Origin of the sequence: Rhizomicrobium sp., assembly GCA_037200985.1 — a bacterium.
In the GTDB taxonomy this organism is placed as follows: Bacteria; Pseudomonadota; Alphaproteobacteria; order Micropepsales; family Micropepsaceae; genus Rhizomicrobium.
Genome location: JBBCGJ010000001.1, coordinates 743,708 through 768,445, shown reverse-complemented (window position 1 = coordinate 768,445; position 24,738 = coordinate 743,708). Strand labels below are relative to the sequence as shown.

The following is a 24,738-nucleotide window of genomic DNA, read 5'->3' as shown; positions in this document are numbered from 1 at the left end:
AATGGGTGGTGCGGAATTATACTTACGGCATTGTCCGGATTAGTCGGGCTTCGTTTAATCGGCCGTTGACCGAGCGGGCTTAAATTCCATCCCGCGAGGGAGACGGAAGATGGCCGCGATCGGAAGGCTGGCAACAAGCCACGACGCTCACAGCGAGATACTGCCCCACTTCGAAAAAGCCAAACTTCCGATTCTGGCGTTGCTCGAAGTGCAGGGCGAGATCATCGATCTCATGGCGGGCGGCGCCAGCCTGCGCGAGACGCTGAGCCATATCGCCCTGCTGGTCGAGCGCCTGGCGCCGCCGGCCCTGTGCTCGATCCTGCTGCTGAAGGCGGACGGCCTCCACCTGCGGCCCGCCGCTGGGCCGAGCCTGCCGCGCCCTTTTTTCGAGGCGATCGACGGCATCGAGATCGGACCTTGCGCCGGGTCCTGCGGCACCGCCGCCTTCCGCAAGACGCCGGTGATCGTGCGGGACATCGCGAACGATCCGCTCTGGGCCGGGCCGCGGGACTTCGTGCTGTCCTTCGGCCTGCGCGCCTGCTGGTCGCTGCCCATCCTGGACAAGAACGAGGCGGTGCTCGGCACCATCGCGATGTACTATCGCGAGCCGCGCGCGCCGACCTCGCGCGATTGGGGCCTGCTCGAACCGGCGTCGCGGCTGGTGCGCCTGGCGCTGGCCCAGAACCGCAAGGAAGAGGAGCTGCGCAACAGCGAGGCGCGCTGGCACTTGGCCGCCGAGGCGACCGACCTGGGCACCTATGACGTCGACCTGGCGACCGGCCACGACATCTGGTCGCCGCAGTTCAAGACCATCCTGGGCTTGCCGGATTCGACCAAGCCCAGCGTTCAGCTTCTGTTGGAACTGATCCATGCCGACGACCGGGCCCGGTTCAGCGCCACCTTCGGCGGCCCGTTCTCGCCCACGGCGGACACGCAGCGCAACGAGGAGGTGCGCATCCGGCGCGTGAGCGACGGCGTGGAACGCGTGGTGACGCTGAAGGGCCGCATCCTGCGCAACGCGGACGGCCTGCCCTCGCGCGCCATCGGCACGATGGCCGACATCACCGAGCAGCGCCGGCGCGAAACCGAACTCGCCGAGGCGAAGGTGCTGGCCGACAAGGCCAACAAGGCGAAGTCCGAGTTCCTCGCCAGCATGAGCCATGAGCTGCGCACGCCGCTCAACGCGATCATCGGTTTCTCCGACGTCATCCGTCACGAGACCTTCGGGGCGCTGCGGCCCGCCAAATACCGCGAATATGTCGACGACATCCACGACAGCGGCCGCCACCTCTTGAGCCTCATCAACGACGTGCTCGACATGGCGAAGATCGAGGCGGGCAAGCTCGAGCTCAATCCCGTCGACCTGGACATCGCGGCGACGGCGACCAATGCGCTGCGGATGGTCGAGACGCAGGCGACCGAGGCCGGGCTCGCGATGGATTCGCGCGTCGACGGCGGCGTCCGTCTTCTGGCCGACGAGCGGGCGGTGAAGCAGATCTTCGTCAACCTGCTGTCGAACGCGGTGAAGTTCACGAGACGCGGCGGACGCGTGACCGTGTTCGCGGAACGGGCGGCGGACGGCAAGGGCGTGCGGCTGGGGGTCGAGGACACCGGCATCGGCATGACGCGGGACGGCCTGACGAAGGCGCTGCAGCCGTTCGGCCAGGTCGCCCATACCGTCACCGTCGAAGGCCGCGGCACCGGCCTCGGCCTGCCGCTGGTCAAGGCGCTGATCGAAGCCCATGGCGCGACGTTCGGCATCGAGTCCGCGCCGGGCCGCGGCACGCGCGTCTGGGGCGAGTTTCCGCCGGACGCCGACGCGCAGGTTTCACTTCCCGCCTAGTGGCATCGGCACCCGCGCGTCCGTTGACGGGCTCGTCCGCCGCGGCGCAATCTCCGCGCCGAAACGCTTGCGGATGCATCCATGGCCATCGTTGTCCAGTCGATCGAACGACCCGCGCCCGATCTCGTCGCGGGCTTCGCCGGCATCGGCGTCGCCACCGTGCACGAAGCCCAGGGCCGCACCGGACTGATGGGCAGCTATATGCGGCCGATCTATCGCCGCGCCTTCCTCGCGGGCGCCGCGGTAACGGTCGAACTGGCGCCGGGCGACAATTGGATGCTGCATGTCGCGGTCGAGCAATGCCGCGAGGGCGACGTGCTGGTGGCGGCGCCGACTTCGCCCTGCGACACGGGATATTTCGGCGAGCTTCTCGCCTCGTCCCTGGCGGCGCGCGGCGTGCGCGGGCTGATCATCGAGGCGGGCGCGCGCGACATCGCCGCGCTGGAAGACATGAAATTCCCGGTCTGGTCGAAGGCAGTGTCGGCGCAGGGCACGGTCAAGGAGACTTTGGGCAGCGTGAACGTGCCCTTGGTGTGCGGCGGGGCGCTGGTCCATCCCGGGGACCTCATCGTCGCCGACGATGACGGCGTGGTCGTGGTGCCGCGCGCCAAGGTCGCTGACGTGCTGGAGAAGAGCATCGAGCGCGAGAACAAGGAAGCGGCGACGCGGGCGCGGCTGAAGGCCGGCGAACTCGGGCTCGACATCTACGGCATGCGCGAGAAGCTGAAGGCCAAGGGCCTCACCTATGTGGACAAGGCGCCGGCGGCGAAGGGCTGAACCATGCTGACCGGCATACGCTGCATGGTGATGCGGGGCGGCACCTCGAAGGGGCTCTATTTCCTCAAGAGCGAGCTGCCGGCCGACGACGCGGGGCGCGACCGCTTCCTGCTGCGCGCCATGGGCTCGCCCGACGCGCGGCAGATCGACGGCATGGGCGGGGCCGATCCGCTCACCAGCAAGGTCGCCATCGTGTCGCCGCCGAGCCGGCCCGATGCGGATGTCGATTATCTGTTCCTCCAGGTCGTGGTGGACGAGGCGCGGGTCGATTCCTCGCAGAATTGCGGCAACCTGCTGGCGGGAATCGGCGGCTTCGCCATCGAACGCGGCCTGGTGGCGGCGACCGGCGACGTGACGCCGGTGCGCATCAACATGCTCAACACCCAGAGCATCGCGGTCGCCGCGATCGAGACGCCGGGCGGCGCGGTGAACTACGAAGGCGCGGCGCGGATCGACGGCGTGCCGGGGACGGCGGCGCCCATCCCCATCGATTTCCTCGACGTCGCGGGATCGAGCTGCGGCGCGCTGCTGCCGACCGGCAATGCGCGCGATGTCGTCGATGGAATCGAGGTCACCTGCATCGACAACGGCATGCCGGTGGTGCTGATGCGCGCCGCCGATCTGGGCAAGACCGGCTATGAGGATCCCGAGGACCTCGAAGCCGATGCGGCGCTGAAGGCGCGGGTCGAGAAGATCCGGCTGGCGCTGGGGCCGAAGATGAATCTCGGCGACGCGCTGAAAAAGACCGTGCCCAAGATGTGCCTGATCGCGCCGCCGCGGAACGGCGGCGCCGTGCACACCCGCAATTTCATTCCGCATCGCGTGCACAAGGCCATCGGCGTGTTCGGCGCGGTCAGCGTGGCGACGGCCTGCGTGCTGGAGGGCTCGGTCGCGGACGGCGTCGCGGCGGTCGACCGGAACGCAAAGCCGCTGCGGCTCGATGTCGAGCACCCGACCGGCTTCTTCACCGTGGAGATGGAGATTTCGACGGGACCGAAAGGCCTCGAAATCCGCCGCTCCGCCCTCTTGCGCACGGCGCGCAAGCTGATGGATGGGACCGTGTTCGCCGCCGTCTGAGGGCTTCATGCGGACGCAGGTTTGCATCGTCGGCGCCGGGCCCGCGGGGCTGCTGCTGTCGCAGCTGCTGAGCCTGAACGGCATCGACTGCTTCTTGTTGGAGCGGCGCTCGCCAGACTATGTCCTGGGCCGCATCCGCGCCGGGGTACTGGAGCGGATCACGGTCGACCTGTTGCATCGCGCGCAATGCGCGGAACGGCTGGACCGCGAAGGGCTGGTCCATGACGGCTTCGAGATCGCGCATAACGAACAGCGGCTGCGCATCGACCTGAAGGGTTTGAGCGGGCGCGACGTCACGATCTACGGACAGACGGAGATCACCCGCGACCTGATGGCGGCGCAGGGCGCGCGCGTCGTCTATGAGGCGGAGGACGTCAGCCTGCACGATTTCGATACCGACGCGCCGCGCGTGCGCTATGCCAAGGATGGCGCCGGGCACGAGATCGCGTGCGACTACATCGTCGGCTGCGACGGGGCGCATGGCGTGAGCCGTCAGAGCATTCCCGCGGCCGCACTGACCACCTATGAGCGCATCTATCCCTTCGGCTGGATGGGCGTGCTGAGCGATACGCCGCCGGTCGCGGACGAGATCGTCTATGCCAATCACACGCGCGGTTTCGCGCTGTGCAGCATGCGGTCGCGGACGCGCAGCCGGTACTATGTGCAATGCGCGCTGACCGACACGGTGGCCGATTGGAGCGAGAGCCGGTTCTGGGACGAATTGCGACGGCGGCTGCCAGCGGAATTGGCGGACAGCCTCGTCACCGGCCCGGCGATCGAACAGAGCATCGCGGCGCTGCGCAGCTTCGTCGCCGAGCCGATGCGGTTCGGGTCGCTGTTCCTCGCGGGGGACGCGGCCCATATTGTGCCGCCGACGGGGGCCAAGGGGCTCAACCTGGCGGCCTCCGATGTCCACTACCTGTCCAAAGCGCTGATCGATCGCTACCGCAACGGCGACGGCCAGGGGCTCGAGACCTATTCCGCGAGGGCGCTGGCGCGGGTGTGGAAGGCGGTGCGCTTCTCCTGGTGGCTGACCAATCTCCTGCACCGCACGGACGACGAGCGGTTCACCCAGCGCGTCCAACAGGCCGAGCTCGACTATCTGGCGCGGTCGCGCAACGCCCAAGCCGCGCTTGCCGAGAACTATGTCGGACTGCCGATGGATTGAGCGGCTTTCATGTCCGGTCCGGCCGGTGGCGGGACGGCGCCATTCCCTGTCGCGGCGGCAGGCTATCGGCGCGGATTGTTGCGCGGACAGCGGCGTATTGCAGCATCGCGCGGAACGGGAGATACGAAAGACGCCGCCGGCATGAGTCCTAGGTCTGGAGACCCCATGAAGAACCGAGCCCGTCTGTCCCTGCGCGTGCCGACCCCGCCGGCCCGGCCGGGAGACGCGCCCGACTTCAGCAGCATCAAGCTGGAGGCCGCCGGCGAAGTGCGCCGGCCGGAGATCGACGCGCGGGCGCATGACGTGTCCGACCTCGCCTATGCGCTGATCCGGGTTCTGGACGACAAGGGCCGCGCGGTCGGGCCGTGGAATCCCAAGCTGGACGCCGAGACGCTGCGCCGGGCGCTGAGGGCGATGCTGCTGACCCGCGCCTATGACGACCGGATGTACCGGGCGCAGCGCCAGGGCAAGACGTCTTTCTACATGAAGTGCACCGGCGAGGAGGCGGTGGCGATCGCCGCTTCCTTCGCGCTCGAGCGCGACGACATGTGCTTTCCCTCCTACCGCCAGCAGGGCCTGCTGATCGCGCGCGGCTATCCGCTGTTGGAGATGATGAACCAGGTCTATTCCAACGCCCACGATCCCCTGAAGGGCCGCCAGCTTCCGATCATGTATTCGAGCAAGGCGTACGGGTTCTTCACGATCTCCGGCAATCTCGGCACCCAGTTTCCGCAGGCCGTGGGCTGGGCCATGGCCTCGGCCTACAAGGGCGACGACCGCATCGCCGCGAGCTGGATCGGCGACGGCACCACGGCGGAAGGCGATTTCCATCACGCGCTCAACTTCGCCAGCGTCTATCGCGCGCCGGTGATCCTGAACGTCGTCAACAACCAGTGGGCGATTTCGAGCTTCGCCGGCATCGCAGGCGGCAACGAATCGACCTTCGCCTCGCGCGGCATCGGCTATGGCCTGCCGGCGCTCAGGGTGGACGGCAACGACTTCCTCGCGGTCTATGCCGCGACGGCCTGGGCGGCGGAGCGGGCGCGGTCCAATCTCGGCGCCACGCTGATCGAGCACTACACCTATCGGGTCGAGGGTCATTCGACGAGCGACGATCCTTCGCGCTACCGCCCCATCGACGAGGCGAAGCTGTGGCCGCTGGGCGACCCGGTCGAGCGGCTGAAGGATCATCTGATCGCGCTCGGCGAATGGAGCGAGGACCGCCAGCAGGAGGCGCACCGCGAGGCGGTCGAGCAGGTGAAGGCGGCGAACAAGGAGGCGGAGGCCATCGGCACGCTCGGCCATGGCGAGCTGCCGAGCCTGAAGACGATGTTCGAGGACGTGTTCAAGGACATGCCGGAACATCTGCGCCGCCAGCGCCAGCAGATGGGGGTCTGAGCCATGCCGGCGATGAACATGATCCAGGCGCTCAACTCCGCGCTCGACGTGATGCTGACCAAGGACCCCAACGTGCTCACCTTCGGCGAGGATGTCGGCTATTTCGGCGGCGTGTTCCGCGTTACCGACGGCCTGCAGAAGAAGCACGGGCTGACGCGCTGCTTCGACACGCCCATCGGCGAAGGCGGCATCGTCGCCGCCGCCATCGGCATGGGCGCCTATGGCCTGCGCCCCGTCGCGGAGATCCAGTTCGCGGATTACATCTATCCGGCCTACGACCAGATCGTTTCGGAAGCGGCGCGGCTGCGCTATCGCTCGGCGGGCGATTTCACCGCGCCGATCGTGATCCGCACGCCCTATGGCGGCGGCATTTTCGGCGGCCAGACGCACAGCCAGAGCCCCGAAGCGCTGTTCACCCATGTCGCCGGCTTGAAGACCGTGATCCCGTCGACGCCCTATGACGCGAAGGGCCTCCTGATCGCCGCCATCGAGGACGACGATCCGGTGATCTTCCTGGAGCCCAAGCGCCTCTACAACGGCCCGTTCGACGGCTATCCCGACCGACCGGTCACGACCTGGGCCAAACTTCCGGCCGGCGAGGTGCCGGAGGGCTATTACACCGTGCCGCTCGGCAAGGCGTCGGTGGTGCGCGAAGGCGGCGACGTGACCATCCTGGCCTACGGCACCATGCTGCATGTCGCGCTGGCCTCGGCGGCGGATTCGGGGCTCGACTGCGAGGTCATCGACCTGCGCACCCTGGTGCCGCTGGACATCGAGACCATCGTCAATTCGGTGAAGAAGACCGGACGATGCGTGATCGTGCACGAGGCGACCCATACCGGCGGCTATGGCGCGGAGCTGTCGGCGCTGGTGCAGGAGAACTGCTTCCACCATCTCGAAGCGCCGGTCGAGCGCGTGACGGGTTGGGATACGCCCTACCCGCATGCCTTCGAATGGCAGTACTTTCCCGGACCGGCGCGCGTGATCGCGGCGCTGAAGCGCGCCATGGAGGCCTGACGATGGGTCGATACGTGTTCAAGCTTCCCGATGTCGGCGAAGGCACGGCGGAAGCGGAGATCGTGGCCTGGCACGTCAAGGTCGGCGACGATATCCACGAAGACCAGAACATGGTCGATGTGATGACGGACAAGGCGACGGTGGAGATGACCTCGCCGGTCACCGGCAAGGTCGTGGCGCTGCACGGCGAGCCGGGCCAGATGGCGTCGGTCGGATCGCCCCTGGTCGAACTCGAAGTCGAAGGCGCGGGAAACGCCAAGGCCAACGGCCAAGCGGCACCGGAGAAGAAGGTTGAGGCTCCGGCAAAGCCGGTCGCCACGCCGGCGCCGAAGCCGGAGAAGGTTGCCGCGAAACCCGTGGCGCGTGCGGCGGTGCATCCCGCGACCTTCGTGCTGGAGGAAGGCGACAGGCCGCTCGCGGCGCCGGCGGTGCGCCAGCGGGCGCGCGATCGCGGCGTCGATCTGCGGCTGGTGCCGGGCACCGGACCCGCCGGCCGCATCACCCATGAAGACCTCGACGCCTATATCGCCGCTGGCGGGCGCGTCGCGGCGCGCGGTGGCGGCACGTCCTATGCGCCGCGCGAAGGCGTCGAGGAGGTGAAGGTGATCGGCCTGCGCCGCCGCATCGCCGAAAGCATGCAGAATTCCAAACGGCGCATTCCGCATTTCGCCTATGTCGAGGAAATCGACATGACGGAGCTGGAAGACCTGCGGGCGCATCTGAACAAGACCAGGCGCGACGACCAGCCCAAGCTGAACGTGCTGCCCTTCCTGATGCGGGCGCTGGTGAAGGTGCTGCCGGCCTATCCGCAGATCAATGCGCGGTTCGACGACGAGGCCGGCGTGGTGCACCGCCATGCCGCGGTCCATATCGGCATCGCGACGCAGACTGCGAACGGGCTGATCGTGCCGGTGGTGCGCCATGCCGAGGCCCGCGATGTGTGGGACAGCGCGCTCGAAGTCGCGCGCGTCTCGGCGGCGGCGCGCGAGAACAAGGCGTCGAAGGAGGATCTCACCGGCTCGACCATCACCATCACCAGCCTGGGCGCGCTGGGCGGGGTGGCGACCACGCCGGTCATCAACTATCCGGAGGTCGGCATCATCGGGCCGAATGCGATCGTCGAGCGTCCCGTCGTGCGCGGCGGCCAGATCGTGGTGCGCAAGATGATGAACCTGTCGTCGTCCTTCGACCATCGCGTGGTCGACGGCTACGATGCGGCGGAGTTCATCCAGAAGATCAAGGCGCTGCTGGAACATCCCGCCACGCTGTTCATGGACTAAGCGAATAGCGAGTGGCGAGTAGCGAATAGGGTCGCCTGCCACTCGCTATTCGCTATTCGCTATTCGCTCTCGAAAGAACGATTGCCATGTCGGAACGCATCAACACCAAGGTCCTCATCGTGGGCGGCGGGCCGGGCGGCTATGTCGCCGGCATCCGCTGCGGCCAGCTCGGTCTCGAGACCGTGCTGGTGGAGGCGGAACGGCTGGGCGGGACGTGCCTCAATGTCGGCTGCATTCCGTCCAAGGCGATCATCCATGTCGCGGGCGAATTCGAAACGATGGCGCATGCCGCGAAGGCGCCGCTGAACGGCATCTCGCTGTCCGCCGCGCCGAAGATCGATTTCGCCGAGACGGTGAAGTGGAAAGACGGCGTCGTGAAGCGGCTGAACACCGGCGTGGCGGGGCTGCTCAAGCGCGCCAAGGTGCGGGTGGTCGAGGGCTGGGCGGTGTTTTCGGACGCCAAGACCTGCACGGTGAAGACGAAGGACGGCGAGGTCACGATCGCGGCGGAGCACGTCATCCTCGCCAACGGCTCGGTGCCGGTGGAGCTGCCCTTCCTGCCGTTCGGCGGCAAGGTGATCTCCTCCACCGGGGCGCTGGCGCTGCCGGTGCTGCCGAAGCGGCTCGCGGTGGTCGGCGCGGGCTATATCGGGCTGGAGCTGGGGATCGCGTTCCGCAAGCTGGGCGTGGAGGTCACGGTGGTCGAGGCGCTGGACCGCATCCTGCCGCTCTATGATGCGCAGCTCGTCGCGCCGGTCGCCAAATGGCTGGAGAAGAACGGCGTCGCGCTGCATCTGGGCGCCAAGGCGAAGGGGCTCGGCAAGGACGGGCTTGCGGCCGAGCTGAAGGACGGCAGCACGGTCGACATCGCGGCGGACAACATCCTGGTGACGGTGGGGCGCAAGCCCGCGACCGAGGGCTGGGGGCTGGAGAACATGGCGGTCGACATGGACGGCCGCTTCGTGAAGGTGGACGACCAGTGCCGCACGGCGATGAAGAATGTCTGGGCGGTGGGCGACCTCGTCGGCGAGCCGATGCTGGAGCACAAGGCCGCCACGCAGGGCGAGATGGTCGCCGAGATCATCGCCGGGCATAAGCGACGCTTCGATCCCATGACCATCGCGGCGGTGTGCTTCACCGAGCCCGAGATCGTCAGCGCCGGCATGAGCCCGCACGAGGCCGAGGGCGAGGACGTCATCACCGCCGTGTTCCCGTTCATGGCGAACGGGCGGGCGCTGTCGATGGACGGCGGCGACAATGGCGGCTTCGTGCGCATCCTGGCGCGCAAGTCCGATCATCGCGTGCTGGGCATCCAGGCGGTCGGCGCGCATGTCAGCGAACTGTCGAACGAATTCTCGCTCGCGCTGGAAATGGGCGCGGTGCTGGAGGACATTGCCGGGACGATCCATGTCCATCCGACGCTGGGCGAGGCGTTCCACGAATCCGCCCTGCGCGCGCTCGGTCACGCCATCCACATCTGAAAGCAGCGAGCCATGACCGAGATGTTGGAAAGAGCCGGCCTCCGCGTCGCCGCAACGCTCGTGCGGCTGATCGAGGACGATGTCCTGCCGCCGACCGGCCTCGCGCCGGACGGGTTCTGGGCGGGCGTCGCGACGATCTTCGCGCGCTTTGCGCCGCTGAACCGGCGGCTTCTTGCCAAGCGCGATGAGATGCAGAAGACGATAGACGCTTGGCATGAAGAGCGTCGCTACCAACCCTTTGATGCGGCGGCGTATCAGACTTTCCTGCGCGGCATCGGCTATCTGGTCGAGGAGCCCAAGCCGTTCGCCATCACCTCGACCAAGGTCGACGACGAGGTGGCGCGGCTGGCGGGGCCGCAACTGGTCGTGCCGGTGCTGAACGCGCGCTTCCTGCTCAACGCCGTCAATGCGCGCTGGGGCAGTCTCTACGATGCGCTGTATGGGACCGACGCCCTTCCGGGTAACGGCAAATCCGGCGGTTACGATCCGGAGCGCGGCGCGCTTGTGATCGCGCGGGCCAAGGCGTTCCTAGACGAGGCCGCGCCGCTCGCGACGGGCAGCCATGCCGATGCGACGGGCTATGCCGTCGAAAACGGTGCGCTGCGGCCCGCGCTGAAGGAGCCCGCGGCTCTGGCCGGCTATATCGGCGATCCGGCGAACCCGGCGTCCATCCTCTTGAAGCACAACGGCCTGCATATCGAATTGCTGCTCGATCGCGCGCATCCCATCGGCAAGACCGACCGCGCGGGCGTGGCGGACGTGGTTCTGGAATCGGCGCTGACGACCATCGTCGACCTGGAGGATTCCATCGCGGCGGTCGACGCCGAGGACAAAGTCGCCGCCTATGCCAATTGGCTGGGCGTGATGCGCGGCGATCTGGAAGCGAGCTTCGACAAGGGCGGACGGGCCATGACCCGCGCGCTGCATCCCGACCGGATCTTCGCGGCGCCCGGTGGCGGGACGATCACCCTGCCCGGCCGCGCGCTGCTGTTCGTGCGCAATGTCGGCCATCTGATGACCACGCCGGCGGTGCTGCTGGCCGATGGCGGCGAGGCCCCGGAAGGCATCCTGGACGCTATCGTCACCAGCCTGATCGGGCTGTACGACATCAAAGACCTCGGCCGTCACCGGAGCAGCCGTGCCGGTTCGGTCTATATCGTCAAGCCGAAGATGCACGGACCGGAAGAAGCCGCGTTCACGAACGATCTGTTCGATGCCGTCGAGGACTTGCTGGGGCTCGCGCGCCATACGGTGAAAGTCGGCGTGATGGACGAGGAGCGGCGGACGTCGGCGAACCTCGCCGCCTGCATCGAAGCGGTCAAAGGCCGGCTCGTCTTCATCAACACCGGCTTCCTCGACCGCACGGGTGACGAAATCCATACGTCGATGCGCGCCGGCGCGATGGTGCGCAAGGGTCAGATGCGCGGCGAGACCTGGATCAAGGCCTATGAGGACCGCAATGTGCGGATCGGGCTGGCCTGCGGCCTCGCGGGCAAGGCGCAGATCGGCAAGGGCATGTGGGCGGCGCCGGACCGCATGGCCGAGATGCTGGAGCAGAAGATCGGCCATCCCCGCGCCGGCGCGAACACCGCCTGGGTGCCGAGCCCGACGGCGGCGACGCTGCATGCGCTGCACTATCACCAGGTCGACGTGTTCGGACGGCAGAGGGAGATCGCCGGCGAGGCCGTTCCGCCGCTCGATGACTTGTTGAAAATTCCCGTAGCGCCGGGGCGCAACCGGTCGCCGGGAGAGATCCGCGAGGAGCTCGACAACAACGCTCAGGGAATCCTCGGCTATGTCGTGCGCTGGGTGGACCAGGGGATCGGCTGCTCCAAGGTGCCGGATATCCACGATGTGGGACTGATGGAGGATCGCGCGACGCTGCGCATCTCGTCCCAGCACATGGCGAACTGGCTCCTGCACGGCGTGTGCACGGCCGACGAGGTCGAGGAGGCGCTGAGGCGCATGGCGGGCAAAGTCGACGCGCAGAATGCCGGCGATCCGGCCTATCGGCCGATGGCGGGGAATGAGAGCGAGAGTCTCGCCTTTCAGGCCGCGCGCGCGCTCGTGTTCGAAGGCGTCGAGCAGCCCAATGGCTATACCGAGCCGCTGTTGCACGCCTTCCGCGCGCGGGCGAAGGCAGGGGGCGGTCAGCATCGCTCCGGTTTGGATTGAATCGTGGGAAACCAGTCGTCATCGCCCGCTTCATGCGGGCGATCCAATTTGGCCGCCGAAAGAAAATTGGGTCGCCCGGACAAGCTGGACGACGACGAATTTCTTATCGATTTGATCCAAACGAAGGTGGTGCCAAGTTAGCCAGGCATCCGAATGACCGGCTTGATCGTCTTGCCGCTTTCGCTGTCGCGGGCGGCCTGGTTGATGTCGGCCAGCTCGTAGACCTTCACCAGCTTCTCAAACGGGAAGCGGCCCTGGCGGTGCAGCTCGATCAGCGCCGGGATGAACCGGTCCGGCACCGCGTCGCCTTCGAGGATGCCGCGCAGGGTGCGCCCGCCGGTCATCAGCCATCCGAGATCGACCGCCGTGGTCGCGCCCGGCGCGGCGCCGCCGACGAAGCCGCAGGTGCCGCGATGGGCCAGGACCTGCATCGCCATGGGCATGACCTTGTCCGTGCCCGTGGCATCCAGCGCGAAGTCCACGCCCTTTCCCGAGGTCGCCGCCATGACCCGCTCGACCCGATCCGGCGCGTGGCCGTTCACGACATCGGTCGCGCCGAGCTCGCGCGCCAGCTCGAGCCGGCTGTCGACCAGATCGACCGCGACGATCGTCGTGGCGCCGACGATCTTCGCGGCCATGATCGCCGCCATGCCGACCGCGCCGGCGCCGAACACGGCCAGGCTCTGGCCGACGCCGACCTTGAGCGCGTTGATCACCGCGCCGGCACCGGTCGGCAGGCCGCAGCCGAACGGCCCCAGCAATTCGAGTGGTGCGTCGTTGGGGACCTTGATCGCATTGCGCTCGCTCGCCAGGGCATAGGTCGCGAAGGACGACTGGCCGAAGAAATGGTCGTGGACGGGGCCGTGCGCATCCTGCGTCGCGGTCGAGCCGTCCTCGCGCGCGCCGCCGAAGCAGAGCGGCATGATCGACTCGCAATAGCTGGGCTCGCCGCGCAGGCATCGCGAACAATGGCCGCAGAACATGAAGGTGAGGACCACATGGTCGCCCGGCCGAAGCGTGCGAACGGCCGAGCCGACCCGCTCGACCACGCCGGCGCCTTCATGGCCCAGAACCATCGGATGCGGCATCTGCGCCGTGTCCTTGGCCATCAGATCGGTGTGGCACATGCCGGCGGCGACGATGCGCACCAGCACCTCGTCCGGCCGCGGCGGTTCGAGCGTCAACTGCTCGATGCTGAAGGGCTCGTTGGGCCGGCGCGCCACTGCCGCGGTAATGCCGAGAAGATCGCCGTCCATGAACCTACCTCTACGAGATCGCTGACCTTGGAAGGCGTCTTGCGGGCGGAAAGTCAAGACCGCGCAACGCCGATCGGCGAACGACGCAGCGCATTTTAGCGCTTCCGCGCGCGTCTCATCCAAAGCCTGACGGCGGGCGTGGCGCGGCGGCGGCGGGCGTTATTTGCTCTTGCTGGGATAGGCGAAGGTCCAATGGGCCGTGATCGGCTTCCACCAGACGGGCACGCCGGTCGCCTTGTCGATATGGCGGCGGAAGCCGTTGGCGGAGGGCGGCAGGATTTCATAGGTCAGCCGATAGGTCCCGGGTCCCGACATCGCGACGTTGTTCGCGTAGTGCGGACCGTCGCCCGCCGTCATCGGCGCGAGCGTGCCGGTTTTCTTGAACGCGGTGCCATCCTTGGTCAGCGTGTAGCGGATCGTGAGATAGGGAATCCACGCATCCTCGGCGAAGCCATGCGTCTCGCCGGCGGTCGCATGGACGTCCGCCTCGAGATGCACCGTATTCGGTCCCATTTCGCCGCCGGGCGGCATGCGGTCCATCTCGATGCCGACCAGGTAGTTCGGAACGATCTGCAGGCCGTCCTTCACGACCGGCTCGCCGATATAGAATTCGGCGGCCCGCGCCGCGGAGGCGAGACCGGCGGCGCCGGCCAGAAGTCCCATCGAAACGGCGATTGCCCTGCGCATGTCTTGCTCCCGTGGTGGATGCGAAAGATATCGGCGCCGCCCCCAGCTACGGCTCCGGCGTGCCGCTACCCGTAACCGTCGCTATTGCAATTCACTCTCACTAGCAATATTGAATCCTCTAGTTGCGATTAATTCGCAAATACAATGGAGGTCCGGCGTTCGGATGGGAACCCACCGGCGTCTGCAATTTCAGCGCGGCCGCGCCGTCGTCGGCGGTGTCCGCGGCGCTTTTCCAGGAAAGGTCCATCATGACGGTCATGCCCTTCGAAGCTCACGTGCCGCAAAGGGTCTATCTGGACAACGAGCCGCTCGCGCGCCTTCACACTTCCGAGCTCCTGCTTGTCACGACGCTGCGCCTGTTCGCGGCGGCGCACTGCCATCCCGACAGCGGAATCGACTGGCGCGGCGGCCTCGCGGCCAGCGGCGCCGGCTGCTGCGCCGTGCCGGCCTTCGACGCCCTGTTCGGAATCGTCGCCGCCACGGCGCGCCGCAGCCTCGATGTGCGCTGTCGGCATTGCCCATCCCTCAGCCATGACGAAGGACGCCTGTTGCAGCTCGTGAGCCTCCTGCAGCACGGCCGCGCCTGGGAGGCGCGCGACGTTCTCGCCGGCTGGCTTGCGCCGGCGGCGGTGCGCCTCGCGGTTTTTCCGGCGAAGGGCCTGGCGGCGGCGCTGGCCAGGGCCGATCTCGTCGTGCCGCTGCGCCATCGCATGACAGGCGCCGCCGGGCGCCGGGCGGAGCCGACCCATCGCGGCTCGATCATGGTTCACTAGACGACGATCCGGACGGGGAAGAGACGATGACCGATCACGAACTGCGTTCCGAAGCGGATCTGCGGACGACCTATGCCGAACCGTCGCAAGGGGCGCGCGACAAGGCGCTCGACCATGTCGACGTCCATGCGCGGGCTTTCATCGCGCTGTCGCCGTTCTTCTGCATCGGCTCCAGCCGGCCGGACGATCTCGCCGACGTATCGCCCCGCGGCGGCGAGCCCGGCTTCGTCCATGTGCTCGACGCCAAGCGCCTCGCCTTTCCGGACAGGCCCGGCAACAACCGGCTCGACACGCTCACCAACATCGTGCGCGCGCCGGCGGTGGGCCTGCTGTTCTTCATCCCCGGCTTCGACGAGATGCTGCGGATCAACGGACTGGCGACCGTTTCGACCGCGGAAGACCTCATGGCGCGCTTCGTCGTCGAGGGGAAGCGGCCGCGCTCCGTCGTGGTCGTCGCGGTGCGGGAGTCCTATCTGCACTGCACCAAGGCGCTGCGCCGGTCCGATTTGTGGAATCCGGGCAAGCGCGTGCCGCGCTCCGCACTGCCGAGCTTCGGCCAGATGGTCAAGGACCAGTTGAAGTCGATCGTCCCCGCGAAGATCATCGATTTCGCCCTGGACCAGGACGCCAGGAAAAATCTGTATTGAGTTCCAGCCGGAACTTGGTCACCGGCCATCAGGCCATGGCAATGGAATTCGCGCCGTTTACTGGATTTCATCCCACGTATTCGTGGAACTTCCGGCGTCAATATTGAACAGTTCCGATAGCTGTATTTCTACCTATGAATTTTGTTTGTCGATTTCCTTGCGAAAAAGTATTTCATTAACGGTTGCATGCGCATTCATGTGCACTGACAGGTTGCATTGAGCAGAAAACCGGTTTTGCGAGCTGCATCGCCAGACGGCCTGTCGTCATCCAAAGGATATCCATCCGATGCGTTTTGCAAATCTTCTGCCTGCCGGGCACAGATCGTTGCGCGTTTGCGGCGCCTTCGTTCTTCTCGCCGCCGGCGGCGCGACACAAGGTCAAGCCGCGACGGCGACGGGCACCTTCGCCGTGACGGCCACCGTCCTGTCCGGGTGCGCCGTGACCGCGACCGATCTGATCTTCGGCAATTATTCCAGCGTTGCCGCCACGCCCACCGACGCGTCGAGCACAGTGACGGCGATCTGCACCGCCGGCGTCGCCTACACGATCGCGGCCGACGCGGGCACGGGCATCGGCGCGACGGTCGCGGCGCGGTCGATGACCGGCCTCGTGACCGGCGGCACGCTCAACTATATGATGTACTCGAACGCGGGTCGCACGACCTTGTGGGGCGACGGCACGCTGGCGACCAGCACGGTCGGCGGCACGGCGGCGCTCGTGCCGCAGAACTACACGATCTACGGCCGCGCGCCGGCGCTGCAGCATCCCGCGGCCGGCCTCTATGCCGATCTCGTTACCGTCACGCTGACGTACTGAGGCCGTCGCCATGCGCGCACTGATCGGTCTTCTGGTGGCGGGCACGGTCGGGCTGGGAGCGCTGGGCTCCGGCCCGGCCGCGGCGGGTGCTTTCGAAATCGCCCCGACGACGATCGATCTGGCGCCGGGGGCCGACCGGGCGGTCTTCTACGTCACCAACCACGGATCGCAGCCGATCGTCGTCCAGGTCCAGGGCTTCGACTGGCGGCAGACCGACAGGGGCGAACAACTCGACAGAAGCGATGCGCTGACCATCAGTCCGCCCATGGTGCGTCTGATCCCGGAACGGCGCCAGACCATCCGTCTGGCGATCGGGCCGGGAGCCGCGCCGGACGAGCGAAGCTTCCGCCTCGTCGTCAGCGAACTTCCCGATCCGCAGATTTCCGCTCCGCAGGGCGTCCGCGTGCTGCTGCAATTGAGCGTTCCCATCTTCGTCGCAAGCCCGCATCCGACTCCGGCCCGCCTTGCCTGGAGCGCCGTGCCGAGCCCCGGCGGTTTTTCGCTCGCGGCCCGCAACAGCGGCACGCGCCACGCCAAGCTCATGAACATGGTTCTCACGACCGCCGGCGGCGCGAAGGTCGCCGTGGCGCCGGACACGATCTCCTACATCCTTGCCGGCGTTTCGCGCCGCTGGACGGTGGCGCTGCCGGGGCTGAAAGCCGGTGAAACGCTGCGGCTCACCGGGCTCGACGACAGCGACAGCACGGCGATCGGTACGTCGATCATCGTCGCTCCGTGACACGCGCGGCCCTCGCGGCGGCCCTGGCATATTCATATCTGGCCGGCGCGGCGGCGGCGGCAAGCGGCGGCGAACGGCTCGTTTTGGAGCTGTGGGTCAATGGCCATTCCAGCCATGTGATCGCCAAGGTCATCGACCGCGACGGAGCGATCCTCGTCGACGCGGTCGATCTTGCCGCGGCGGGCATCAAGGCAGGCCCCGCCGAAACGGATGCCGACGGGCTCGTCGCCCTTGCCGCGCTCGACGGCGTGCAGGCGCAGCTCCAGGGCGCGGAGCAGCAGCTCCAGCTCACCGCGGACGAGCGCCGCCTCGCGCCGCAGACCTTCGATCTGCGCGCGCCGCCGACGGCGCAAGCGACCACCGCCGGCATCGGATTCATCGGCCAATACGATCTGGCGGCCACCGTCGACGATTTCGGCCATGCCGGCGACACGGCGAGTCTCGGCGCCGCCCTGGCGGGCACCGTCTTCACGCCGTACGGGACACTGACCGCGAACGGCTTCTCCCAAATCCAGTCGGGAAGTTCGCGCTTCACGCGACTCGATACGACCGCGGAGTTCGACCAGCAGGAATCGATGCGGCACTGGCTGGTGGGAGACGCGATCTCCGGCGGCCTGAACTGGTCGCGCTCGGTGCGTTTCGCGGGCCTGCAGATCGCCACCGACTTCGCGCTCCGGCCCGATCTCGCGACCCTGCCCCTGCCGAGTTTCTTCGGCCAGTCGGCGGTCCCCGCGACGGTGGACGTGTTCGTCAATTCGGCGCGGGTGTTCGAGACGGAGCTGGCACCCGGCCCGTTCCAGATCGACAATCTTCCCGTCATCACCGGCGCCGGCCAGGCGAGCATCGTGGTACGCGACGTGCTGGGGCGGGAGACCACGGCGGTGCTGCCGTTCTTCGCGACCAATGCGCTGCTCCGCCCGGGGCTTTCCTCCTACGATCTCGATATCGGGTTCCTGCGCCAGAATTACGGAATACGCAGTTTCGACTACGACCAGGCGGCGATGACCGGGACCTATCGGGTCGGCGTCGCCGACTGGCTGACGCTCGAGACGCATGGCGAGGCGACCCTGGACGTGCAGCTCGCGGGCGGCGGCGCGGCCTTCTCGCTCGGCCCTTACGGCGCGATGCAGATCGCCGCCGCGGCCAGCCATAGCGACCGTGCCGGCATCCGCAGCACCGGCGCGCTCTATTCGGTGTCGCTCGACACCCAGTCCTATCCGGTCGGGTTCTTCGCCTCGCTCAACGCCACCTCCGGCACCTATGAGGACATCGCGACCATCGGCGGCGTCGCGCCGCCCAGACTGCAGGTGCAGCTCGGCGCGAATCTCAATCTCGCCCGCTACGGCTCTTTCGCGGCGTCCTGGATCGAAACCCGGCGCGAGCGGCGCGACACGACGCGGCTCGCCTCCGCATCCTACACCTTGTCCTTCGCCGACCGCTGGTATGTCGGCACGACCGGCTTCTACGATTATACCAACCGGGTGTGGACCGCCGAGGCGTTTCTCAGCGTCTCGCTCGACGACGGCCTCATCGCGGATGCCTCGGCGCGCGCCGGACGCCACGCCAATGAGGAAGAGGTCGGCCTCGCCCGATCGGTCAATCCCGACGGCGGCTTCGGCTATCGCGTCTCCGCCTCGACCGGCGACACCACCATCGCGCGGGCGGGAGCAACCTGGATCGGCCCGCATGGCAGTCTCGATGCCGACGTCACGTCGCGGGACGGCGCCGTGGCGGGGCGGGTGCTGGCCTCCGGCGCGGTCGTGGCGATGGACGGTTCGGTCTACGCGACGCAGATCCCGAACGGCGCGGTGGCGCTGGTGCACACGGGCCAGGAGAACGCCCGCATCTTCCGCGAGAACCGGCAGGTCGCGACGGCCGATTCGGACGGCGATGCGCTGCTCACCGGGCTGGTGCCCTATACCGAGAACCGGATCGCCATCGACCCGCGCGACTACGACCTTGCGACGATCATCGACACCACGGACGAGATCGTGGTGCCGCGGCGCATGGGTGGCGTGATCGTCGATCTGGCGCCGCGTTCGCACAGTCCGGCCATCGTCATCCTGCATCTGCGCGACGGAAATCCTCCGCCGCCCGGTTCGCGCGTCGCGCTGAGCGACGGCGGCGACCCCCTGGTCGTGGGTCGCGGCGGCGAGATCTTCATCGCGGATTTTCGCCGCGCCCTGAAGGGGACCGTGGAGTACGGCGAACGATCCTGCCGTTTCGAGGTGCAGCCGCCGCCGGGTTCCCCGAACGACAGCATTCCCCGGCTGGGACCGGTTCTTTGCGCAAGGGACGAATCGCCATGACAATCGGTGCGCGTATGTTCGGCTATCTTCTCGGCGCCACCCTGCTCGCGGCGCCGATGCCGGCCGCGGCGGCGGCTTGCGGCACCGGGCTCAATCCGATCCTGGTGCTGGCCACGGGGGTGTCGTTCGGACTGTATTCGCCGGGCGCCGCGGCCGCCACGCCGTCCAACGGAACCGTCACCGTCACCTGCACGGTCGTGCTGGCCTCGACCTTGCCGAGTTTCACGATCGCGCTGTCCGCCGGCACGAACGGCACGTTCAACCAGCGGAAGATGGCCTTCGGCGCCGCGCGCCTCAACTACAATCTCTACACGACCGCGTCGCTCGGCACGATCTGGGGCGACGGCACCACGCCGACGGCAACGCAAGCCTATGCCGCCAGCACCGGGCTCTCCCTGACGACGTTCACCGCCTATGGCAGCCTCGCCGCTCGCCAGTTCGCGACGCCCGGCCTTTATACGGACGGCATCACGGTGACGGTGACCTACTGACCTATCCGGCGTTGCGCCGGGGCTTGGCCTGCGCCGCGCCGAGAAATCCGAAGCGCGTGCCGAATTCCCGCGCGGTCATCGGACGGCCGAACAGATAGCCCTGCCCTTCCTCGCACCCCTTCTTGCGCAGCCGCGCGAGCTGCTCCTCGGTCTCGACGCCTTCGGCGATCACCTCGCATCCGAAGCTGCGCCCGAGATAGAGGATGGCGCGCACGATCGCGGCGTCGGTCGGGGATTCGCACATGCCCCGCACGAAGGACTGATCGACCTTGAGCCGGTTCAAGGGATAGCGCTTGAGCATGCTGAGCGAGGCGTATCCCGTGCCGTAGTCGTCGAAGGCGATGCCGACTCCCTCGGCATGAAGCTCGCGCAAGGGACCGATCATCTCGTCGTCATGCCGCAGGATGATGTTCTCGGTGATCTCCAGTTCCAGCGCGGCCGGCGGCAGTTCGGCCTCGGCCAGGGCGGCGCGCACCTTGCGGGCCAGATCGCTGGTGCGGAACTGGCCGCCGAAAAGATTGACGCCTATGCGGAACGAGGACGCGCCGTTGCCGCGCCATTCGGCGGCCTGCTTGCATGCCATGCGGATGGCCCAATCGCCGATCTGCGCGGCCAGCGGGCTCGTTTCCAGCGCGGGAAGGAAGGCGCCCGGCGCGATGATCCCCTTCTCGGGATGCCGCCAGCGCAGCAGCGCCTCCGCGCCGACCAGCGTCCGGTCGGAAAGGCGGACCTGCGGCTGGTAGAACAGCTCGAACTCGCCCTCCTGATAGGCGCGGCGCAATTCGCCCTGATAGGCGTGGCGCAGGGACGCCGCGTGACGCAGCGCCGGGGTGAAGAAGCGCCGGCAGTGACGGCCCTCCGCCTTGGCCTGGTAGAGCGCCAGATCCGCGTTCGACAGCAATTCGTCGCCGCGCGAACCGTGGGCGGGGAAAATCGCGATCCCGACGCTCGCGCCGATCTGGACCGGCTGGCCCTCGATCGTCACGAGCCGCGAAACGCTCTCGATCGCCGCGTCTGCGATCTCCGACGCCCGGAAGGGATCGCCCATGGCGGGAATGAGGATCGCGAACTCGTCGCCGCCCATGCGGGCGACAGTGTCGTCGGGGCGCACGCTCGACAGCAGGCGCTGGGCGACGTCGATGAGCACTGCGTCGCCGGCCGAATGGCCCAGGCTATCGTTGACGTCCTTGAAGCCGTCGAGATCGACGAGCATGACGCAGGCCGACTCCTCGGTCTGAAGCACCTGCTCGATACGGCTCTTGAACAGCATCCGGTTCGGCAATTGCGTGAGCGGGTCCAGATGCGCCAAGCGGAACAGCCGCACCTCGTTGGCGCGGCGCTCGGTGACGTCGCGCAGGATCGCGCCGAAGCTGGTGCGCCCCGCCTCGCGCCAGGTCGACACGGAGAGCTCGACGGGGACCGTCGTGCCGTCCTTGCGGTGCATGTCGAGCTCCGCGGTGCGGCCTTCCACGAGCGATTCGACGGTCGCCGCCAGATAGCGGAGCCTGTTCAATATGCGGTCCGGCGCGATCTTGTCGATCGTCTCGCCGGCGATCTCGGCGGCGGAATATCCCAGAAGCCGCTCCGCCGCGACGTTCCAGAAGGTCACGCGGCCGGCATAGTCGGCGCAGATGATGGCGTCGGGCGAGGTGGCGGCGATGTTCTCGAAGCGGTTCTGGCTCTCGCGCCGCGCCAGCTCCAGCCGGCGCATCTCAAGCTTGTCCAGCACAAGCGCCGCGAGGTCGGTCAGATTGCGACGCTCGGAATCGCCGAAACTCCCATGCGGCTTCGTATCGATGATGCAGAGCGTGCCGATCTTCGCGCCCGAGGGCGCCCGGAGCGGCGCGCCTGCGTAGAAACGGATATGCGGCGCGCCGGTGACCAGCGGGTTCTCCCGGAAGCGGTCGTCCCGCGTCGCGTCCGGCACGACCATGATGTCGTCGCCGCGAATGGCATGGGCGCAGAACGAGACGTCGCGCGACGTCTCGCAGACATCGAGCCCGACGCGTGCCGCGAAGATCTGCCGCTCTGCCTCAACGAGGGAGACGAGCGCGATCGGCACGTCGAAGACGTGCGCCGCGAGCTGCACGAGGCGTTCGAATCCCGGTTCGGCCAGCGCTTCGTCGACGCCATATTCGCTCAATGCCGCAAGACGGCGATCTTCATCTTCACGATGCAGGGACATAGGGTTGGACCTCGTTTAGAGGTACCACCCTAGGTTCTTCAGGCTAACGCGCCGTTAGCGTTTGCGCCCCGCACGCCGCAGCACACCCACGCGGCTGACGGGAACTTTGTGCAAGCGTTTGCATTTCAGCTAGGCGGGAACTCTCGGGGGCAAGTCTGTGACCGGTCAACGTTCCACCGATGCCCGACCCCGCTGGGCAGCGGCGGGCGCTCTCGGTGCGAGGATCGCGGCGCACCCATGGACGCGCACACCGCTGGGCGCCATCGAAACCTGGCCCGTCGAGCTCAAAACGCTGGTCGAGCTCATGCTGGATTCCCGCCAGCCGATGTTCATCGCCTGGGGCTCGGAGCGGACCTGGTTCTACAACGACGCCTTCATCCCGATCGCGGGGCGCAAGCATCCCGATTGTCTCGGCATGCCCGCCAGCGCGGTCTGGGCCGAAGCATGGACGGATCTGGAGCCGCTGTTCGACCAGGTTTGGGCCGGGCAGCCCGTTCATATGGACGACATCTCGCTGGCCCTGGACCGGCGCGGCAAGCCGGAGGAGGCGCATTTCGCCTTTTCGTATACGCCGGCGCGGCGGGAGGACGGAACCGTCGCGGGATTGTTCGGCGCCTGCATGGAAATCACCGATCAGGTCATCGCCAACCGGCTCCTGACATCGGAGCAGCAGAGGCTGTCCCGCCTGTTCGAGCAGGCGCCGACCTTCATGGCCATGCTGCGCGGGCCCGACCATGTCTTCGAGCTGGCCAATCCGCGCTATCTGGAACTCGTGGGGCACCGCCCCGTGATCGGGCGCACCCTCGCCGAGGCTCTGCCCGATGCGGTCGCGCAGGGCTATCTGGACATCCTCGACGGCGTCTTTCGCGAGGGAAAGGTCTACTCGGCGGTCGGCTCCAAATATCTGCGACAGGACAGGCCGGCCGGGCCGATCGACGAACGCTATGTCGACTTCGTCTATCAGCCCATCCTGGACGGCCAGGGCGCGGTGATCGGCATCTTCGTGCAAGGCGTCGACGTGACCGAGCGCAAGAAGATGGAGATCGCGCTCCAGGCCGCGAACGAAACGCTCGAGCGCCGGGTCGCGGACCGCACGGCGGACCTGAGGAACATCCAGACCTTCTACCTGCACTCGTCCGAGTGCCATGCGACGCTGGCGCTGCGCGAGGACGGCCGGTTCGAGTATGACGAGATCAATCCCGCCACGCTGCGCCTCTACGCCAGGTCGCGCGAAGAGGTGATCGGCCGGACCGTCGACGAGATCCTGGGCCCGGACGCCGCCGCAATCCTGAATGCGCACCTCGCGAAAGCGCTGAAGCACGACGTGCCTTATCGATATTCCAGAGCGCAGGGCGATTCCACAATCGAGGCGGTCGTGACGCCGATCCCGGCCGAGCCCGGCCAGAAGCCGCGCCTTGCGGTCACGGCGCGGGACATCACCGAGCGCCAGAACCTCGAAGAGCAGTTGCGCCAGGCGCAGAAGATGGAAGCGGTCGGCCAACTGACCGGCGGCCTGGCGCATGATTTCAACAACCTCCTGCAAGGCATCACCGGCGCGCTGGACCGCGCCCGGCACCGCATCGCCGACGGCCGCGCCGGCGACGCGGACCGCTTCCTGAACGCCGCGCTGGAATCCGCCAACCGCGCGGCGGCGCTCACCCACCGCCTGTTGGCGTTCTCGCGGCGCCAGACGCTCGATCCCCGGCCGACCGACGTGAACCGGCTCATCGCCGGCATGGAGGATCTCGTCCGCCGCTCGGTCGGCCCCAATATCGCGGTCGAGGTGGTGGGCGCGGGCGGGCTGTGGCCGACGCGGGTCGATGCGCCGCAGCTCGAGAGCGCGCTCCTCAATCTGTGCATCAATGCGCGCGACGCGATGCCGAACGGCGGCAAGCTGATCATCGAGACCGCCAACCGATGGCTCGACGAGCGCGCGGCGGCGGAGCGCGAACTGCCGCCGGGACAATATATTTCGCTGTGCGTCTCCGATACCGGCACGGGCATGACGCCGGAGGTGGCGGCCCGCGCCTTCGATCCGTTCTACACGACCAAGCCGCTGGGCCAGGGCACGGGACTGGGGCTGTCCATGATCTACGGCTTCGCCCGCCAATCGGGCGGGCAGGTCCGCATCTACACCGAGGTCGGCAAGGGCACGACCATGTGCCTCTATCTTCCGCGCCATTTCGGAACGGCGGATGCGGACGCCGACGGGACCGCCGAGCGGACCCATCCCGGCGCGGGCGAAACCATCCTCGTGGTCGACGACGAACCGACGGTGCGGATGCTGGCGACCGAAGTCCTGACGGAGAGCGGCTATGAGGTGCTCGAGGCATGCGACGCCGCGGCGGCGCTCAAGATCCTGAAGGCCCGGCCCCGCATTGCGCTGCTGATCACCGATGTCGGGCTGCCCGGCGGCATGAACGGGAGCGAACTGGCCGAGGCGGCGCGCGCCGCGCGCAAGGACTTCAAGGTGCTCTTCATCACCGGCTATGCGGAAAACGCCAGCGTCGCCAGCGGCCGGCTGGGGCATGGGATGGAAGTGCTCACCAAGCCTTTCGCGATGTCGGCGCTCACCAACAAAGTCCGCAAAATGCTCGACGCATGAGGTTCGTGGGAGC

20 protein-coding genes are annotated in these 24,738 nt (G+C 67.5%); 16 read left to right on the top strand and 4 right to left on the bottom strand.

The window, feature by feature from the left end; all coding sequences use genetic code 11:
- Positions 1 to 109: 109 nt before the first annotated feature.
- From WDN01_03380 to WDN01_03340, 9 genes are all read left to right on the top strand, one after another.
- On the top strand, positions 110 to 1,843 hold the full coding sequence (locus WDN01_03380; GenBank protein MEJ0025049.1) for an ATP-binding protein: 1,734 nt from the start codon (positions 110 to 112) through the stop codon (positions 1,841 to 1,843).
- A gap of 81 nt (positions 1,844 to 1,924) precedes the next feature.
- The gene (locus WDN01_03375) at positions 1,925 to 2,620 is read left to right on the top strand and encodes a 4-carboxy-4-hydroxy-2-oxoadipate aldolase/oxaloacetate decarboxylase (protein MEJ0025048.1); all 696 of its coding nucleotides are present in this window, start codon (positions 1,925 to 1,927) and stop codon (positions 2,618 to 2,620) included.
- A gap of 3 nt (positions 2,621 to 2,623) precedes the next feature.
- Positions 2,624 to 3,697, top strand: a complete 1,074-nt coding sequence (locus tag WDN01_03370; protein ID MEJ0025047.1) for a 4-oxalomesaconate tautomerase — start codon at positions 2,624 to 2,626, stop codon at positions 3,695 to 3,697.
- A 7-nt stretch (positions 3,698 to 3,704) separates the two neighbouring features.
- Entirely contained in the window at positions 3,705 to 4,865 is a 1,161-nt protein-coding gene (gene pobA / locus WDN01_03365; GenBank protein MEJ0025046.1) for a 4-hydroxybenzoate 3-monooxygenase, read from the top strand.
- A gap of 165 nt (positions 4,866 to 5,030) precedes the next feature.
- Positions 5,031 to 6,263: a thiamine pyrophosphate-dependent enzyme gene (locus WDN01_03360; protein ID MEJ0025045.1), complete on the top strand. Its 1,233-nt coding sequence runs from the start codon at positions 5,031 to 5,033 to the stop codon at positions 6,261 to 6,263.
- Between the two features lie 3 nt (positions 6,264 to 6,266).
- The gene (locus tag WDN01_03355; GenBank protein MEJ0025044.1) at positions 6,267 to 7,280 is read left to right on the top strand and encodes an alpha-ketoacid dehydrogenase subunit beta; all 1,014 of its coding nucleotides are present in this window, start codon (positions 6,267 to 6,269) and stop codon (positions 7,278 to 7,280) included.
- Between the two features lie 2 nt (positions 7,281 to 7,282).
- On the top strand, positions 7,283 to 8,560 hold the full coding sequence (locus tag WDN01_03350) for a dihydrolipoamide acetyltransferase family protein (GenBank protein ID MEJ0025043.1): 1,278 nt from the start codon (positions 7,283 to 7,285) through the stop codon (positions 8,558 to 8,560).
- A gap of 86 nt (positions 8,561 to 8,646) precedes the next feature.
- Positions 8,647 to 10,041 (top strand): dihydrolipoyl dehydrogenase, encoded by a 1,395-nt coding sequence (gene lpdA, locus WDN01_03345; GenBank protein ID MEJ0025042.1) that lies wholly within the window; start codon positions 8,647 to 8,649, stop codon positions 10,039 to 10,041.
- Between the two features lie 12 nt (positions 10,042 to 10,053).
- On the top strand, positions 10,054 to 12,216 hold the full coding sequence (locus WDN01_03340) for a malate synthase G (protein MEJ0025041.1): 2,163 nt from the start codon (positions 10,054 to 10,056) through the stop codon (positions 12,214 to 12,216).
- Positions 12,217 to 12,353: 137 nt separating this feature from the next.
- On the opposite strand, the gene WDN01_03335 is transcribed toward WDN01_03340, so the two are convergent.
- The 3 genes from WDN01_03335 to WDN01_03325 form a co-directional block, all read right to left on the bottom strand.
- On the bottom strand, positions 12,354 to 13,472 hold the full coding sequence (locus WDN01_03335) for an NAD(P)-dependent alcohol dehydrogenase (GenBank protein MEJ0025040.1): 1,119 nt from the start codon (positions 13,470 to 13,472) through the stop codon (positions 12,354 to 12,356).
- A gap of 159 nt (positions 13,473 to 13,631) precedes the next feature.
- The gene (locus WDN01_03330; GenBank protein ID MEJ0025039.1) at positions 13,632 to 14,159 is read right to left on the bottom strand and encodes an iron transporter; all 528 of its coding nucleotides are present in this window, start codon (positions 14,157 to 14,159) and stop codon (positions 13,632 to 13,634) included.
- A 118-nt stretch (positions 14,160 to 14,277) separates the two neighbouring features.
- Positions 14,278 to 14,418: a hypothetical protein gene (locus WDN01_03325; protein ID MEJ0025038.1), complete on the bottom strand. Its 141-nt coding sequence runs from the start codon at positions 14,416 to 14,418 to the stop codon at positions 14,278 to 14,280.
- On the opposite strand from WDN01_03325, the gene WDN01_03320 reads away from it, so the two are divergent.
- The 6 genes from WDN01_03320 to WDN01_03295 all read left to right on the top strand — a co-directional run bounded on the left by WDN01_03320 (position 14,408) and on the right by WDN01_03295 (position 19,935).
- On the top strand, positions 14,408 to 14,932 hold the full coding sequence (locus WDN01_03320) for a hypothetical protein (GenBank protein MEJ0025037.1): 525 nt from the start codon (positions 14,408 to 14,410) through the stop codon (positions 14,930 to 14,932). The genes WDN01_03325 and WDN01_03320 overlap by 11 nt on opposite strands.
- A 26-nt stretch (positions 14,933 to 14,958) precedes the next feature.
- A complete protein-coding gene (locus tag WDN01_03315) occupies positions 14,959 to 15,579 on the top strand; it encodes a pyridoxamine 5'-phosphate oxidase family protein (GenBank protein ID MEJ0025036.1) in 621 nt (206 codons plus the stop codon).
- Between the two features lie 286 nt (positions 15,580 to 15,865).
- Positions 15,866 to 16,396, top strand: a complete 531-nt coding sequence (locus WDN01_03310) for a spore coat U domain-containing protein (GenBank protein MEJ0025035.1) — start codon at positions 15,866 to 15,868, stop codon at positions 16,394 to 16,396.
- A gap of 10 nt (positions 16,397 to 16,406) precedes the next feature.
- Positions 16,407 to 17,135 carry a fimbria/pilus periplasmic chaperone gene (locus WDN01_03305; GenBank protein MEJ0025034.1) on the top strand — a complete coding sequence of 243 codons (729 nt, stop codon included), beginning with the start codon at positions 16,407 to 16,409 and terminating at the stop codon, positions 17,133 to 17,135.
- Positions 17,132 to 19,444, top strand: a complete 2,313-nt coding sequence (locus tag WDN01_03300; protein ID MEJ0025033.1) for a fimbria/pilus outer membrane usher protein — start codon at positions 17,132 to 17,134, stop codon at positions 19,442 to 19,444. Before WDN01_03305 ends, WDN01_03300 begins: the two co-directional genes overlap by 4 nt.
- Positions 19,441 to 19,935 (top strand): spore coat protein U domain-containing protein, encoded by a 495-nt coding sequence (locus WDN01_03295; protein MEJ0025032.1) that lies wholly within the window; start codon positions 19,441 to 19,443, stop codon positions 19,933 to 19,935. The genes WDN01_03300 and WDN01_03295 overlap by 4 nt, the downstream gene beginning before the upstream one ends.
- 1 nt (position 19,936) lies before the next feature.
- On the opposite strand, the gene WDN01_03290 is transcribed toward WDN01_03295, so the two are convergent.
- On the bottom strand, positions 19,937 to 22,120 hold the full coding sequence (locus WDN01_03290; GenBank protein ID MEJ0025031.1) for an EAL domain-containing protein: 2,184 nt from the start codon (positions 22,118 to 22,120) through the stop codon (positions 19,937 to 19,939).
- A gap of 157 nt (positions 22,121 to 22,277) precedes the next feature.
- On the opposite strand from WDN01_03290, the gene WDN01_03285 reads away from it, so the two are divergent.
- Positions 22,278 to 24,725, top strand: a complete 2,448-nt coding sequence (locus WDN01_03285) for a PAS domain-containing protein (GenBank protein ID MEJ0025030.1) — start codon at positions 22,278 to 22,280, stop codon at positions 24,723 to 24,725.
- Positions 24,726 to 24,738 lie beyond the last annotated feature (13 nt).

What these genes read in the sequence shown, in the direction of transcription:
- lpdA (MEJ0025042.1), top strand. Translation starts at nt 8,647, where the DNA reads ATGTCGGAACGCATCAACACCAAGGTCCTCATCGTGGGCGGCGGGCCG.
- WDN01_03305 (MEJ0025034.1), top strand. Translation starts at nt 16,407, where the DNA reads ATGCGCGCACTGATCGGTCTTCTGGTGGCGGGCACGGTCGGGCTGGGA.
- WDN01_03340 (MEJ0025041.1), top strand. Translation starts at nt 10,054, where the DNA reads ATGACCGAGATGTTGGAAAGAGCCGGCCTCCGCGTCGCCGCAACGCTC.
- WDN01_03355 (MEJ0025044.1), top strand. Translation starts at nt 6,267, where the DNA reads ATGCCGGCGATGAACATGATCCAGGCGCTCAACTCCGCGCTCGACGTG.
- WDN01_03315 (MEJ0025036.1), top strand. Translation starts at nt 14,959, where the DNA reads ATGACCGATCACGAACTGCGTTCCGAAGCGGATCTGCGGACGACCTAT.
- WDN01_03325 (MEJ0025038.1), bottom strand. Translation starts at nt 14,418, where the DNA reads ATGACCGTCATGATGGACCTTTCCTGGAAAAGCGCCGCGGACACCGCC.
- WDN01_03320 (MEJ0025037.1), top strand. Translation starts at nt 14,408, where the DNA reads ATGACGGTCATGCCCTTCGAAGCTCACGTGCCGCAAAGGGTCTATCTG.
- WDN01_03375 (MEJ0025048.1), top strand. Translation starts at nt 1,925, where the DNA reads ATGGCCATCGTTGTCCAGTCGATCGAACGACCCGCGCCCGATCTCGTC.
- WDN01_03295 (MEJ0025032.1), top strand. Translation starts at nt 19,441, where the DNA reads ATGACAATCGGTGCGCGTATGTTCGGCTATCTTCTCGGCGCCACCCTG.
- pobA (MEJ0025046.1), top strand. Translation starts at nt 3,705, where the DNA reads ATGCGGACGCAGGTTTGCATCGTCGGCGCCGGGCCCGCGGGGCTGCTG.
- WDN01_03310 (MEJ0025035.1), top strand. Translation starts at nt 15,866, where the DNA reads ATGCGTTTTGCAAATCTTCTGCCTGCCGGGCACAGATCGTTGCGCGTT.
- WDN01_03335 (MEJ0025040.1), bottom strand. Translation starts at nt 13,472, where the DNA reads ATGGACGGCGATCTTCTCGGCATTACCGCGGCAGTGGCGCGCCGGCCC.
- WDN01_03350 (MEJ0025043.1), top strand. Translation starts at nt 7,283, where the DNA reads ATGGGTCGATACGTGTTCAAGCTTCCCGATGTCGGCGAAGGCACGGCG.
- WDN01_03370 (MEJ0025047.1), top strand. Translation starts at nt 2,624, where the DNA reads ATGCTGACCGGCATACGCTGCATGGTGATGCGGGGCGGCACCTCGAAG.
- WDN01_03290 (MEJ0025031.1), bottom strand. Translation starts at nt 22,120, where the DNA reads ATGTCCCTGCATCGTGAAGATGAAGATCGCCGTCTTGCGGCATTGAGC.
- WDN01_03360 (MEJ0025045.1), top strand. Translation starts at nt 5,031, where the DNA reads ATGAAGAACCGAGCCCGTCTGTCCCTGCGCGTGCCGACCCCGCCGGCC.
- WDN01_03330 (MEJ0025039.1), bottom strand. Translation starts at nt 14,159, where the DNA reads ATGCGCAGGGCAATCGCCGTTTCGATGGGACTTCTGGCCGGCGCCGCC.
- WDN01_03380 (MEJ0025049.1), top strand. Translation starts at nt 110, where the DNA reads ATGGCCGCGATCGGAAGGCTGGCAACAAGCCACGACGCTCACAGCGAG.